At 47.2% G+C, this 14,733-nt stretch carries 10 protein-coding genes, 2 pseudogenes and 1 riboswitch; of the genes and pseudogenes, 4 read left to right on the top strand and 8 right to left on the bottom strand.

All coding sequences use genetic code 11. From position 1 onward, the window contains the following. Positions 1 to 6: 6 nt before the first annotated feature. Both OCV81_RS01390 and OCV81_RS01385 read right to left on the bottom strand, forming a co-directional pair. Positions 7 to 1,908, bottom strand: coding sequence for a PKD-like domain-containing protein (locus OCV81_RS01390; RefSeq protein ID WP_004320567.1), 1,902 nt, complete (start codon positions 1,906 to 1,908; stop codon positions 7 to 9). Between the two features lies 1 nt (position 1,909). Next, entirely contained in the window at positions 1,910 to 2,878 is a 969-nt protein-coding gene (locus tag OCV81_RS01385) for a DUF4465 domain-containing protein (protein ID WP_004320565.1), read from the bottom strand. Positions 2,879 to 3,035: 157 nt separating this feature from the next. After that, positions 3,036 to 3,227, bottom strand: a riboswitch (cobalamin riboswitch). A gap of 517 nt (positions 3,228 to 3,744) precedes the next feature. On the opposite strand from OCV81_RS01385, the pseudogene OCV81_RS01380 reads away from it, so the two are divergent. The 4 genes and pseudogenes from OCV81_RS01380 (at position 3,745) to OCV81_RS01365 (ending at position 5,760) form a co-directional block, all read left to right on the top strand. Then, positions 3,745 to 4,226: pseudogene (locus OCV81_RS01380) on the top strand (hypothetical protein). A 426-nt stretch (positions 4,227 to 4,652) separates the two neighbouring features. Further along, the gene (locus tag OCV81_RS01375; RefSeq protein WP_004320562.1) at positions 4,653 to 5,120 is read left to right on the top strand and encodes a hypothetical protein; all 468 of its coding nucleotides are present in this window, start codon (positions 4,653 to 4,655) and stop codon (positions 5,118 to 5,120) included. Beyond that, positions 5,117 to 5,371, top strand: a complete 255-nt coding sequence (locus OCV81_RS01370) for a hypothetical protein (RefSeq protein WP_004320560.1) — start codon at positions 5,117 to 5,119, stop codon at positions 5,369 to 5,371. Before OCV81_RS01375 ends, OCV81_RS01370 begins: the two co-directional genes overlap by 4 nt. 14 nt (positions 5,372 to 5,385) lie before the next feature. Next, complete coding sequence (locus tag OCV81_RS01365) at positions 5,386 to 5,760, top strand: hypothetical protein (protein ID WP_004320558.1); 375 nt, start codon at positions 5,386 to 5,388, stop codon at positions 5,758 to 5,760. 52 nt (positions 5,761 to 5,812) lie between these two features. On the opposite strand, the gene OCV81_RS01360 is transcribed toward OCV81_RS01365, so the two are convergent. The 6 genes and pseudogenes from OCV81_RS01360 to OCV81_RS01335 all read right to left on the bottom strand — a co-directional run bounded on the left by OCV81_RS01360 (position 5,813) and on the right by OCV81_RS01335 (position 14,729). Next, positions 5,813 to 7,120 carry a zincin-like metallopeptidase domain-containing protein gene (locus tag OCV81_RS01360; protein ID WP_253280247.1) on the bottom strand — a complete coding sequence of 436 codons (1,308 nt, stop codon included), beginning with the start codon at positions 7,118 to 7,120 and terminating at the stop codon, positions 5,813 to 5,815. Positions 7,121 to 7,133: 13 nt separating this feature from the next. After that, the gene (locus tag OCV81_RS01355; protein WP_057258715.1) at positions 7,134 to 8,945 is read right to left on the bottom strand and encodes a reverse transcriptase/maturase family protein; all 1,812 of its coding nucleotides are present in this window, start codon (positions 8,943 to 8,945) and stop codon (positions 7,134 to 7,136) included. A 566-nt stretch (positions 8,946 to 9,511) separates the two neighbouring features. Next, positions 9,512 to 10,012 (bottom strand): annotated as a pseudogene (locus OCV81_RS01350) (ArdC family protein); the annotation flags it as partial. 5 nt (positions 10,013 to 10,017) lie between these two features. Further along, positions 10,018 to 10,626, bottom strand: a complete 609-nt coding sequence (locus tag OCV81_RS01345) for a hypothetical protein (protein ID WP_004320554.1) — start codon at positions 10,624 to 10,626, stop codon at positions 10,018 to 10,020. 272 nt (positions 10,627 to 10,898) lie between these two features. Continuing rightward, positions 10,899 to 12,455, bottom strand: coding sequence for a glucosaminidase domain-containing protein (locus tag OCV81_RS01340; protein WP_004320549.1), 1,557 nt, complete (start codon positions 12,453 to 12,455; stop codon positions 10,899 to 10,901). 12 nt (positions 12,456 to 12,467) lie between these two features. Then, entirely contained in the window at positions 12,468 to 14,729 is a 2,262-nt protein-coding gene (locus OCV81_RS01335) for a MutS N-terminal domain-containing protein (RefSeq protein ID WP_004320548.1), read from the bottom strand. Positions 14,730 to 14,733: the final 4 nt, after the last annotated feature.

Genomic DNA, 14,733 nt, shown 5'->3' with positions numbered 1-14,733 from the left:
TGAATTTTATTTGTCGTTATTGTTGTTTTCATCACAGAACTTGAAAACTTCCGTGGAATTTTCCCCTAACCATCCGGCTTTTACATTGACTCCGGTCTGCACCTTGATAAAGTCGATATGGGAAAGGTTTGCAGACGTGCCGTCGATATTGAGCGCATCGGAAATCTTAAAATAGTTTCCAAGTGCTCCCGCGTTAGGATTGTCTTTATTGGGCATATCATCACCAATATTATCGGCATATCCCCACCCGAACGGATTATTGGACCACATGCCTGTCGACGGGCTTTGTTCGGTACGTGCTTTCAGGCATGTGCCGTATAACGTATAGGAATCCTCTTCAATCCACAAAGGATAATAAAACTCTTGCGGGTGATAGTTGCCGAGACGGTCAATCGCCCCTTTATTTCCCTTGTTGTCTTGCCATTGGGTGTCCATGTTGGGACCGGGACGGAAATAAGTTACGGCATAGTCCTGAATGGTTTCGGGTTTTCCATATTCAGAACCCTTCAGTTCATACCATTCATCGTTGGGCAAGCCGTCTCCATTGACATCTTGCATTACCCATACAATGCCCGGTTCATTTGACGAATCAAAGGCATTTCCTTTGATGGAAAAATCATAACCGCCTTTGTTTTCGATACTGTGGTCGAATCCTACTACAATATATCCTCCCCAACCTCCGAGAGAAACATATTGTTCATTATCAAGACGTTTTTGTGCGTAAGCACAGGCTGCTTCGTGCGTGCTTTCCCCATTGAAACCTGCTGTATTCGTTTCGTTTACAAATTGTCCCGGAGCCGGAACAAATTCATATACTTTATTGCTGTAAATGGAATTTCCGGCAGCAAAAGGTCTTTTTCCGGCCGCTTCACAACATTTCACCGGAATATTGACACTGACTTCATCGACACCGGAGACCGAAATATTACGGGTGAGCACTGCTTTTGTATCTTGATTGTCGTATTTCACAGTAAAGGTAAGCGTGTGTTCTCCGGTTTTAGCGGGTTTGAAACCGTAAACCAAAGAATTGGCTCCCTCAATCGGTTGCCCGTCCAAACTCCATTGATAAGAAGGCTCGGCACTTATTGATACAAAGGGGCGGACAAACAAAGTACGTCCTAATTCTACGTATTTGGTATTATTCTCGGTAAAATATAAAGATGACGGAACTACGATTTCAATCGGAAGTTTATCGACAACCTCAATAGAAACTGTCTTCTTTGATTGTCCGTCTTCATTTGTTACGGTTAAGGTCAGTTCATAAGTTCCCAACTCATCTTGCTTGAATGTATAAGTATTTTCCGTTCCGACTTCGTTTCCGTTAAGAGTCCACAAATAAGTAGCTCCTTCTGCATTTTGAATGTCGGGTGTAAGGATATACTCACGTCCTGCGACAACTTTAAGCCCTATAGAGGGGGTTACCAATGAAATAACGGGCGGAGCCAATTCATTGACATCCACACGAATTTCTTCCTCTGTGCTGGCATCCCTCGTATCCACACGCAGGGTAACGTAATACGAACCGCATTCGTTGAAAATGTATTTCAATTGAGGCTCGTCGGAAATGATACGACCGTTGCATTTCCATGAATAAACGGCGTAATCGACATTCTGATAGGTCGGCTCAATAACGACCTCTTTTCCTATCTTTACAACGTAGATTCCGTCCTCGCTATCCAACTCAATGACAGGAGGCAATATCACGTCCTGCGATATTTCTTCGTCTTTGTTGCATGCAAATAGAAATATCGTCAAGGAGAATAAAAGCAAATACTTCTTCATTATATTTATAATTTTAATGCTGAAATTCCCTTGAAGAAAGTATTTGATTCCAATCTCCATTGGGATATAATAAAAAGGGGCAAATACTTTGCACTTGCCGTTAAAAAGCATTTGCCCCAAATTCATGTTATTCGTTTACGGTTACATCAATATCGTCTATAGCAACGTAAGCAGGAGTGTTCAATCCGTATGCGCTTGAATCGCTTCCTTCGAAATTGATAGCTACAGTACATACGCTGTCACCTAAACCGCTTAAATCCACTTGATTCCATCCGGTACGGATTTTATTGGTCAAACCTGATTCTGCATCTTTACTGGAATCGAAGTTTGCCAAATAGTATTCTACTTCCTTACCTGTAGGTTTACCCGTCGCATCCAACGCAACAAATACCACCTTAAACCATCCTTTTTGTGCCGACAAAGAGCCTTGTGTAAACGAGTTGCCATCCTTCATGACTAAGTAGGTATAAGTCGTATTACAAACCCATACGCTGTTGAATTTACCATATTTCGGTGTACCCTTGACAGGAGTGTTTGTGGTAACGACTCTGTAGCCGGTTGCATCGGTCAGGTAAATCTTCGCACATTTGTCATAGGTTGCTTGTGAATCATTGTATGAATCGCTATAACCGAAAGCTACAGCAAAATTTTTACCGCTATGACCGCCGTTGGGCCAGTACACGCTACATTGGTTTTGATAATCCCCCTGTGTCAGATTATGGAAATTAGAGATGGCAAAACCACCATTCCAAAATTCATATTCCCAAGGCTGTCCGCTTACCCATTCTTGTTCCAAATAGTTAATCGGGAACTGAATGTACGTACCGGTTTGCCCGATTTGAGTGATGTAGCCGGTCGTTACCTGCTTGCCGTTGGCCGTGGCAGAATAGAGATTGTTTCCATACTGGTCAGAAGCCATTACGCTGGAAGGTACGTTATCAAAATCGATAAGCGCATTGGTAGAACTTATCGCGCGGGTTTGAATCGCACTCTCCTCATACGGAGCAAGGAAGTCATCGTCGGATGAACATCCCGTGAACACTGCGGCGGCCATTGCTACAACAGCCATTGCCAAGAATCTAAAATTCTTTTTCATAACTTAATTATTAAAAGTTAAACAAAAAGTTTAAACACACATTCGTTTTTATTGCGACAGATTTGCAACGAATGAGAAATCGGTTATCAAAAAGAATATAGGTGCCTGTGGACGAGCCTCTGTTCATTTTAATCTAATGCCAATTATCCCGTGGTCACTAAATCTATCTCATCAAGCAGGTCTTCTGGCTCATCCCGCTTATCGCGCCTTCCCAGCTTTCACCAGTGGCAAAGAGTGCGATAAACTTTAATAGGACTTACAGCTGCGAGTACAGCTCCGGATTTTCACCGGGATTCCCTTTTAATTCCGTTCGACGCTTCGATTGGAAACTTGACTGGTGCAAAGTTAATGGTTATTTTTTAATCTTGTTTCTTTTTCTGTGATTTTTATTTCAAGAAAGGATTATTTTATGGCGCGAATTGTATTTTCATGTTAATCAAGCATTTATAACAACCACGAATAGTCTTTTCCCCTTATGAATAATAGCGTTTCTCAATTATGGTCTCTTTTCATCTCACGTCGGCAATTCTCTTCGGAGAGATTTTATATGCAAAGGTACAGCGTGCGTCTGGTCGTCAAGTATCGCTTTCACTAACGGTTCCCGGATATTCTTCACGGCAGCCTTCCACAAATCGAAGATTGACTTTCACTCCCCACCTCGTTGCAGGGCATAGTCGGACGAGCCTGACTGTGCTCTTACATTGGGCGGTTGGGTATTCCGTTTCATCCCGTACACTGTTTACTTGCCTTATCCGTCCTTTTCCCGCTGTCAGTCCTGCATAAAAATCATTCCCCGACGAGAAGCCAAAAGAGTTTCAAGAAAAGGAAAAAAAAAGAAAATATTTGACAATCTAAAATTTACAATTATGCACAGCAGGATTTTTCAAATTTCAACGGAGCCGATAGACAAAGAAAACTATCTGAATGAGGACACACTCCAGCAAGGAGACGGGAGCTTCTATGACTATTGTTCAGAAATAGACGAGGAAGACCGTAAAGAGGATATTGCCAATTTGGTCAATCATGCCTTGCCCAAAGGAATGTTCGAGCTTATATCCGATGACACCATGCGCTATAATGGTGGAATAGAGCAATGGAAAGAGGAGTATGTCGCCAATATCAAAAAAAGAGCGAATGCTCTTACGGCAGATAATATGTTGGAATGGGGTTCGACCTATTATCTCAAACAGGCAGTGGAAAATCCGTTGGATGTCGCCTATCATTTCTATTTGGATGGCGATGGCTGCAGTCTTTTGCCGAACAGTCCTTTACGTTTATGGAGTTTGTTTGTAGGCTTGAACCGGGAACGATACTCTACATCGGAGGAGTTGTTGATTACCACTTCTGATGTTTGTCCGAAACATTGGCAACCACCCGCCTCAAAAGTGGGTGGTTGCTCTCTTTTTTGCACAGGCTCCCCGGTTACTTTTATAAATATGCTCTGCAGAGCTTCCGCCACCGGTTTCACAGCCGGTATATTCCTGTTTTAAGGGTATAATCCCTTCACAGCCCCGACATACGCCGCAGGTCTGTTTTCGTGTGCAAAGGTACGGTGGACGAACATTGCCCAAGTACCGCTATCGCTACCTGAAATAAAATTTGACGACAACTTTCCGTAATCGGAGATGACGGTATTTCATAAAATTTCATTGCAGGTTCCTTGCTCATCGTTCTTGCATCCCCCCGTTTGTGACGCACATGAAAACAACCCCTTTGGGCGAAGTCAAAAGGCTTCAAGAAAAGGGAAATAAAAAAAACAATAAATCAAAAGACAATGAGCAAGTACGATTTCATCAAGCAAGGCAACCTCCTTTTTTGGCACACTGCCGATAATGATATAGAATGTCGAATTATCTCAACTCCCGAAAAAGTGGATAGTGACAGCATCATCTTAATCTCAACAAGCTCTTCCGAGACAGAGGTTTTGGCATCGGAGTTATTACCTATTGGCTCATCAAGAAGCCACAAAGAGGAGTTTATGCGCTGGAAGAAAGAGCGTGAAGCCGAGGGCATGGAGTTTTTCAGCCGGTTGTCCGAAGTCATGGAAACAGACAGTGATTTGGCTGTAGGCGATATGGTGGCGTTTACAAACGACTACGGGGTGGTATTTGGCCCCAAAGAAGTATTAGCTTTCAGAAAACCTTGGAATGGCTATAGATGCGTATATATCGACAGTGATGCTTATTGGTTTCCAGACCGTCCCGAACAACTCACCATACTCAGCAAAGGAGGTACAGAATGACAACAAACGACATACTCAAACGACTTTGCGGCAATATTGCCGCAGGTCGTTTCAACTGGCGAAAATACTGCACGCCGCAATCTTACTTCGGTTGGGAGATTTGCGTTACCCCTCTGCATTGCTCTTACGGACAGATAGGCTACACCGTTCATTTCCCTTATACCAATATACCGGAAGTGGAATACGATTGGGAAATGGGCAAACTGACCATTGACGGCGAGAAATGGAAAAGTTATTTGCGGAACGAATAATAATAAATATCAATATGGCACAGAATTTTTATACCAAATGGCAGGACGCTATACTTGCAGATGCAGGAGACTATGTTTCAAAAGAGTACCGCAGTTTCCAGACAGCATTGGTGCGTGAGATTTCCAAATATGCCGCAGCCGTTGGTGCAAAGGTGGCTTCCAATTCAAAAGGGCATTATGACACCTCCTGCTTCATTGAGCGCAACGGCAAGTTCGTTTACATCAGCCACTCTTCCGGTCTGTCACGAATGGGCAGCGGCGTAAGAATTGAACTCGATTCGTTTCTGATACGGACAGCTCAAAATGGAAAGGACTACCGAGGGGGATGTAACCAGTATTGCGACATAGCAAATTTACAGTCTATGATAGACGGTTTGTTGGGGAAATAAACTGCAAAAAAGATGCGGAGCCAACCAGTTCCGCATCTTTTTCTTTCCATCCTTACCGGCGCATACCGCTGCCGTATTCTGCCTCTTGTAGTTCTGCCCGATACTCTTCCAGCTCGTTCAGCTTCTCGTTCACGGCTTGCAGATTGGCATCCAGCCCGACATTGTGGTCGTAAGGGAAACGATGCTGCGCGACCAGCCCGGCATTGGTGGGTTGCCCGACATCAAGCGTATCGGATTCCTTGTTATATTCGACATATAGCACTTCACCGTTCGGCATCTCGAAGGCCGGAATCTTTTGATACGCCAAAGCGGAGAACTGTTCCGCCGCCATCTCCCTGGCAACCCCTTTTATTGTATCTCCGGCGATATCGACACCGTAACGCCGGATATGGTCTCGGATTTCCTGCTCCGTGAATTTCAACATCACCTCGTAGGTTCCCCCGACACTCCCGTTGTACACGACAGCGAAATTCTCATCCTCGGCAATAAGGCTGTCACCCTTGTTGTTCGTGGCCGATAAATAAGTATGCTGTTCGTTGATGCCATTGCCGTCGTAATACTCCTTGGCAAGCGTCAGCAATCCCTCGTAATCGCCTTTCTCCCGAAGTTCGTCAAGCTGCCTCGTGTCATCCGAAAATTGGAGATACGCAACAGAAGAATAAAATGTATTCTCCTTTGCTGCCGCTCCGTTTTCCTGCTTCTCGCCGACATTTTGTTCCAGTTCTTGCGCTATCTTATCCACCTTCTGGGTAATCATCGAGGTTGCCCTTTTCACGTCCAGAAGCGTTGTCTTGATGAACTGTGGCGATTCCTTCAGCTCATCAAGCCAACCTTTAAGATACGCGCAACTGTCCTCCTTGATATGCTTGGTCATGCCGTAACGCTGTGCGACCAGTGCGCTGCCTAACTCTGCCACCAGTTCCTCACGGGCATATTCAGGAGAACCGAAAGTAGTCGGCTTGAACCTGTCAAGTACGTTTTCCGCTCCGGTGGAGTGCGTCATCTCGTGGAACAGTGTCCCGTAGAACGATTCTCCCGATTTGAACTGCTCCTTTTCGGGTACGATGATTTCGTTCTTCGTGATGGAATAGTAGGCGTCATTCTGATATTTCGGCGTAATCGGACAAATCCACAGGTTATCCCTTATCATCGTATCGACTGGGGCAAAACTGAAATGCTCGCCCTCCTCGATTGCCGGACGCGAATTTTCTCGCTCCAGTTTTTGCCACAGCTCCGGTCTCGCTTCCTGCAAGTTAGTTTGTAGGCTCGGTATGCAGCGCCTTACCGCCTTACGGCGGCAGGTTTCCGCATACCTGCCCCTAAACCGTACGTACACGTCTCCGTGTATACGGCTTGCCATTAGTAAGCTCACATTATTTCCCATGAAACTGAATTATAGCATTACAAGATTCACACACTACAAGCGTCTTACGATGTCTCGACAACATCAACTTGCCCCATGGAGTTTCTCCCTTTACCCCAACAAGAGTGCGTATATGATGCATTACGACGTTAGTGTCAGTTGCACCACACATTTCACAGGTTTGCTGTTTCAACCTTTCTGCAAGGCTTGGTTTGGGAACATACATAGTGCATGGGGTACGGTCGAGAAAATCGTCCGTTAATGAGCTTTTACGTTTGAATCCCTCTTTATAGAGTGTTCTGAACCGTTCTTTGCCTTTTGCATCCTTATATGGGATGACAAAATTCTTGCCTTTACGGTACTTGTCTCTGATTTGCCCTACATGTCTTCTTAATTTTTGACCAAGAGTCATATAAAGACTATACTCCATAATGTAGCCGAAATCGGCACATGTTGACGAAACATTGTTGGCTATACAGTAATAGTTGTAGAAGCCTTTGATTTCCAAGTTGAATTGTGCAAGGATGTCTTCGGGTTTCATACCGACCATTTTCTCCCGTGATTTTGGCTTCCATACATCTTTGCCGTTTACGTTCGTAAACTTTACAGCATCGTAGCTAAGAAGCTTCTTTTTCACTGTTTCAGAAGAGAGCATAAGCATGACCTTTCCAACAAATTCTCGCTTTTTGATTCCTTTGCTGTTCCTTTTAAACACATCCAATGTCCTAACGGTGATGTCAAAACCGAGGAATTTAGCGTTCTCTTTTGCGTGAGTTATGAGTGTCTTCTCAGCAGAAAGTTCGAGTTTAAGGTTGTTCATCATATATTCTGTGATGTCTGCCTTGATTCGTTCACAATCTGCTTTTGACCCTATAACTCCAATCAGAAAATCGTCTGCGTACCTCACGTATTTCAATCTCCGATAATTCTCATCCATTGGAAGTCTGTATGTCATCTTATTTTTCTCTTCGTGCATGGCTTTTATTTTCATCAACAGTTCTGCTTTTACAGTTTCATCTGTTTCCGCTTTCCATTTCTTCCTTAGGTTTACTGTTTTCGTGTTGAGACAACAGTATTCTTTGTTGTGAGCCCTTTCTTTCCCTTTGTCGAAGTGTGAAATATACTCTTTCATGTACTTGTCGAACCTGTCAAGATAGATGTTTGCCAAAATAGGACTGATTATTCCACCTTGAGGAGTTCCCGAATACGTGTTGTTGTACTTCCAGTCTTCGATGTACCCCGCTTTGAGAAACTTTCTGATAAGACGAAGAAACCTTTCATCTGCAATACGCTCTTGCATAATGCTGGCGAGTACATCGTGGTCTATGTTATCGAAGAAGCCTTTTATGTCTCCCTCAATAAACCACTTTGCACCTGTAAAAGTCCTTTGAATGCTTGTCAGAGCTGTGTGGCAGCTCTTATGAGGTCTGAAACCATGAGAGGTGCTTTCAAAGTGCCCCTCATAGATGGCTTCAAGAATCATCCGAACTACCTCTTGCACAAGCTTGTCCTCTACGGATGGTATACCAAGAGGGCGTTTCTTGCCGTTCTTCTTTGGTATATACACCCTTTTAGCAGGATGCGGCTTGTAGGATTCATTCCTAAGTGTTTCGATGAGACGTTCAATTCTTCCAATGCTCATTTGGTCGATAGTCTGACCATCTGTGCCTGGAGTCATATTGCCTGGCTTCGCATATATGCGCTGATAGGCAATGAAGAACATCTCTTTGTTGAACAGAATGCGGTACAGTCGCTCAAACTTATAGTCCGAGACCTTACTGTGCTGGCATAATGTGTTTAATACAATCTCTGGATTTCTCATAACGAATCTCTCGTTTTCTTTTGTTTGTATTAAAGTTACTAACTACTCCCCTTCGCCATGTACAAGGTTTTCCCTTGCTCAGACTACTACGGGAGTTCCGTTACCTTGTCGGATATTCAGAGGCAAATCCTCATAGCCTTACGGCGTTCCGATTTAGGTAATCTCCGTTTAACCACGTAATAACGTCTATCTTTCGATAGGCAACAGATTGTCGGATGCGACTTTCGTTCTTTTCTCCACTTACTGCGGTCGTGTCATGGCTTGTTCTTGCTACTTGCCCTCGCGCAATGGGCTGTAGTACCATGATGTGGCGTATATAACTGCCTTTCGCCACAACTTCAACTTCTGTCACTGAACTATCATTCAACCAATCAGGCTTCATCCTCATATCTGTCTTTCCCCTTGCAATTCAGTCGTAGCATGGCAATTAGCTAACTTATCGCTTTACTGACGTGCTGTGTTCCTCTTTGAGTTTCCTCTCCGAGTAAGTCAGTCGGGGATAGGTCTATTGTTTATTTCTAAACTTTGAACACTAACCTAATCTCTTATTATCGAGATATTTATTACGCGACCATTACGGACGCACGCGCGACATTGAAGACCCGGAACACCTGCATCTTCGGATAGACATTGTATTGTTCCTTTTCGTCATCGGAGAGTTTCTTGTAATCGTCATACTTGATTTTCTCCTTAGTCTCCTTATGGATACAAGTGAACGTGGTGAGCATGACCGGAAAGGATTTTTCACCACGAAGCACGGAGACACGCGGCAGTTCCTCTCCATCCTTTCCGGGCTTATTGAGCTTCTGAACACAATCGAACGTGCAGAAACGGGGAATCTTGTACCCTTCGTTCTCGCAGTGCAAAAGCAGCATAAAAGCATTCATCCCGTTGTACTCGCGCCCGTGAAGGTTGCGGGGCCACTGTAGCGTACCCTCCGTAAACCAAGGCTTTTTCCAGTCCTTTTGAATGCCCTCGATTTTCTCGATCATCATTTCGGCGAACAGGTCAAGAGCCTTGTCCTCGCTGTTCGGTCCGTCGGCATTCTTCTTTCTGTAACCGGCCATAACCCTTATTGATTATAGTTAGACGAATCCGCCACATATTGCGTCAGTTCCTCCATCTTGCAGGAAAGGTTGATTTTCCCGTTGTGTGCCGACAGGTTCATTTCACCTTTGGCATCCACCTTTACACCCGGCTGCAACCACGCTTCGCGCTCCTTACCGAAACAGAAGAAGCGCACCCACTGGTACTCGAAGCCGTCATCGACCTTCTCTGCGCTAAACGCCGAGAACACCGTATAAGGCTGGTCTTTCTTATCCCTTTTTTCCTCGATGTTCTGGCCGACCTTACCACGAAACACCAGCTCGCCCTTGACGCAATCCGCATCATCCGTAGCGGCATTGCAGATTTCATCGGCGAACAGGTTGAAATATAGCTTGTCGCCCCGGCGTTTGAGATACATCGTACCCCTCACTTCTACACGGGAGCCGTTCCGATAACCGGCGGCTTCCTCCTGACAGCCCTCCTTGCGGACATCCACCTCGATAGTGTGCCCGCCACCCGTCGCCGGAATCTGTACCCGGAGCGGAAACACCAGAAATTCTTTCTCTTCTTTATTCTTGCGAACCGACGCATCGCGGCCGATAACGCCGCATACCGTAACATTACATTTAATCATCTGTTTTTTGTCTTTAATGATACATGGATCATCCGGACAAGTGATACATGGGTTGATTGATGTTGAACTGTTGTAGAGTGCGGTCAGTCGGGTGCGCGTATCATCGCCCAGACCATCCATCCGGCGATGGCTAATTGCACGCCCACGACAACGAGCGTCCCGATCCATCCCAACAGCAGGTAGCAGAACCGGAGGTGCAACGCAAGGAGGGAAACTCCCGCCAGACACTTGCATAGCTGTATCATCACGCATTTTATCATATCGCCATGCCTTTATCTTCGCAGGTTTTCCGTTTGTCCCTGTTGCCGGGTCATCCCCTGCTCAAAATTCTGTGAGGCCGCTTCCGACAGGATAACCGTATTCAGCATACCGGTTACACGCATCTGTTTGGCCTCTTCCGTGAGTGTACCGTTGTTCAACGTGGCAGACAACCGGTTCAGCTCGGAAGCGGTCAGCTCCCGCGAGACATGCAGTTCCCCGTTGTCCGCTTTCAGAATGGCCTTGCCGTTCTCGCCGATAGTCAGGTCGCAGTTCTTCATATTCGGCAACAACGGCTTCAGGTCGATGGTACGAAGATCCATCGCGGCGGATATCGCCGTCTTCTGTTCCTCTTCCTCCCGGTTATCAATCTGTGTGGCTAAAAGCATCAGGGAGGCGAAAGCGGTCATCGCCATCTCCACAATCGGGTCGTTGCATCCCGATATTCCCACACCGCTATCCTCCGACGAAAGGAGTTTTTTCATCCATCCGTCTGGCGAAAGGTTCTTTTCAGGCACGGTATCTTCCGCCGCCTTGTATTTGACGAGCAGGTCATTTCCGTTGTGCAGCATTTGCAATTTGATATGTCCTTTCTGTGCGATTTCAGCCAGATACGCCGCAGGGTCTATATCCCGTTTCGTCCCGTCGGCATAGATATTCTTCACACCGAAATGCAGATGTTCCCCGGTCGTCCGTGTCCCCGTATTGCCCGATGTGCCAAGCCGTCCGCCTGCCTGTACCGTATCGCCGACCTTGACGGAAATCTCCTTGAGGTGCATATAGGTACATTGTACCTTGCTGCCGTCCGTCCGAGCATATTCCACCGTCAGCGACTTGCCGCCGGGTGTATTCTTGTTCTGGTTTACCGCCACGACCTTGCCGCCGCTCTCCGTAGCCAGTACCGCGTCGGCTTTGCAACGGATATCCACGCCCTTGTGCATCTGTTGCTTTGTGCTGTCCAACGGGTCTTGCCGTGTTCCGAACGGAGAGGTAATGAACAGAAATTCCTCCCGTTCCACCGGGAACGAATACCCCGTTCCATGTTCCGCACTCTCGGAAGTCTGGAGCGGATTGTGTTCCACCCCGAACTGCCGGCCTTGTGCCGTCATCTCCTGCATCACCTGTCTGTCATACTTCTGCAAGCCGTTCTGCTCAATGATTTTCTGCAGGTTCTCGGCATACTTGCCGCCTGTGGCGTAACCGGCTTTCTCAATGCTTTGTGCCCAGCCCTTGTAATCGTCCGGGGAGAGTTTGAAGCAACCGGCATAGCGGCTGTTCTCCTTCAAAAAGCGGGAATGATGCTCGTATGAATCACCCACGCTGTCATAGCTGCAGAACTTTTCATTCGGCTTATCATCGGTGTAGATTCCGTATTTGCCGCCTTCGGCAATCCACGAGGAAGTTGCCTTGATGCCGAAATGGTTGTTCTCGTTCCTTGCCAGACGGCTCTGTCCGTTGCTGCTTTCCAGTATGCCTTGCGCCAATGTGACGGAAGCCGGGATGCCATACCTTCGCATCTGTGCCATCGCATAATCTGCGTATTGCAGTGCATATTCCTGATTCTTGGTCATAATCGTCACTCCTTATCTATGAATACCCCTATGTGTTTCCTGCTCGTCCTGCCGTTTATCCTGTAGCTCTATCTCACTGATGGCGACACGCTCACCAGCACGGACAAGTTTGGGCAGATAGCTGTCCAGTTGCGTCCTTGGGAACTCTGCGAAAGCCGAAAATCCACGTTCCGGATATTTCTTCATCGTAATCCCCAATATATCAGCTCCCTTTGCCGCATCCTCATTATAAAGCCGATAGACTTCTCCTGCACGAATCAGATACAGGGCGTCGGGATGCTTTTCCTTGAGGTTGTCCCAAAACTGCCGTTTCGGAGACATATTTTCATCATTCGTCTCTTCCGACCGATTTTCCGCCACCACCTCATTCTGTTGCCGTACCTGCTCTTCCGCTTTCTGTTCCCCGACGGATTGTCCCTTTTGCAGCACATCGGCAAACAGCGTAGCCGCCAAATGCCGCTTGTAGCCGTCACGGTCTTCCGCCACCCACATCCGTTGCCACTGCTGTGGAGTGACGCTGCGGGGCTGCAGCTTTTGTCCGTCGATGGTTGCCACACACTGGATTCCATCCTGCCTGGTCTTGAAGATGGCAACACGCTGAATACGGTTCAGGTCAATCTCCGGCGTATCGCTGCCGAACAAATCCACTTTCAGGTCGGGTTTGACCTCCGCCAGTGCATAATACTTGTGCGCCAGCTCCATCCGTACCTTGTCGATGTTGTCCATCGCCTGCTTGAGCGTGGAGAAAAAACGGTTCACATCCTCCTTGTCGGGATAGACGCTGTACCCCTCCTTGTTTTCCGGCTTGATATAGAGTGCCCAACGGTTCTTGTCATCCTGAATCATCTGCACGGCATCGAACCCGACCTCATTCGCCCGTCTGACAGCTTCCGACACGTCCAGCGTGGAGAGCTTTTCCAACGTGTAGTTCCTTAACCGGGCCAGTGTCACCATTTTTTCATTGAAATAGCTGTCATCGGGTCTGTAACCCAATGCACCGTCAGTATTATAGAAACGCACCTGCTCGATACCCTCTTTCTGCAATGCCCGTTCGATACGCCCCTTGTTCATGCCGGGAATCTCGTTGTTCGCCTCGGTCGAAGCTCCTGCCGGCAAAATGACATCCGCCGATTTCGCCTCCCGGTCGATGACGAGGACGATGCTTTTCGCCGCCTTGTCCGGGTGCTGGCGGATTTCATTCGCCACAAAGTAATGCTTGGGCATCTGTTCCTGCATGGTCGTGGTCTGCCGTCTGTTTCGCAGGGTGGCGTACTCAATTTTCTCGCCCCGTTCCGCTTTTCGGATAACATCAAGCGCATTGTTCACGTCGCTTTCGAGAGCGTCCATTATACACGGGTTTTCCTTGAACTCCCGACACCAGTAATCCACCGTCTTCAGGCTTGCATCGGACAAACGCGCGGGCAGTCCCAGTTCCAACATCTTGATACCCGAAGCCAGTTCCACAACCAACCTTTCATATTTTACCGCATCCTCTGACGGAGCCACACCATTCTTCATGACCATGCCTTCACGGGCAAGTCGTTGTTGATGTCCTGTGGCACTCACGATCTGCCGCAAGGCTTCCTGCACATAATCGTGGTAATGCTCAAAATCCTTTTGGCGCGGCATATAGACCGCATCTTTGTCCGTCTCGTAATGAGGAACTCCGCTACCGTCCGAGCGCACGGGAACGAGGTTGTCCCGCATCTTCAATAGAAAGTCGTTGAACCGAGTGCGCAACCTGCGGTTGTCCGCCTCGGCATATCCTCTTTCCTGAACACTGCCGTCCTGCTTTACCGCATCCTCGTAAGCCGGCTTGTCCACGTAGGGCAACGTCGTCTGGTCGATATTGAAAAGCGTGCGGATTTCTCGGTTGTGGACACCCTTGAACTGTGCCTTCTGCTCTTCGTCCAATTGGAGATAGGCGGTACGGTCGATGGTTTCATTCGGATTGTTCCGGTTGACATACTTGTTCCAGTTATAGAACAGGAACGGTACGCCCTGCTCATGCTCCCGTACCGCAGCCCCCCGTGCCTTGGTTTCACTGTAAAGCGTGAACAGGTTGGTCTTGCATCCGTTATTGTCCGAATGCAAGGCCATAAAGAGGGCATTGAACGGGCTGGCCGAGACCCCTTGCGGATAGAGCCGGGGAAATCCCTTGCCCGATACGTTGAGCCAATGGCCGCCGGCGTTCGATGCCCCGCCCAGTGCGGCAGACAGCAGTTCCGTCTGCTTTTCTTCGGCTTTTTTTTCGATTTGCGACTTTTCTTTCATATCA

This window comes from Phocaeicola fibrisolvens (genome assembly GCF_025567125.1).
Lineage (GTDB): Bacteria > Bacteroidota > Bacteroidia > Bacteroidales > Bacteroidaceae > Phocaeicola > Phocaeicola fibrisolvens.
Note: the sequence above shows the minus strand (reverse complement) of the source record. Positions and strands in the feature narration are given on the sequence as shown.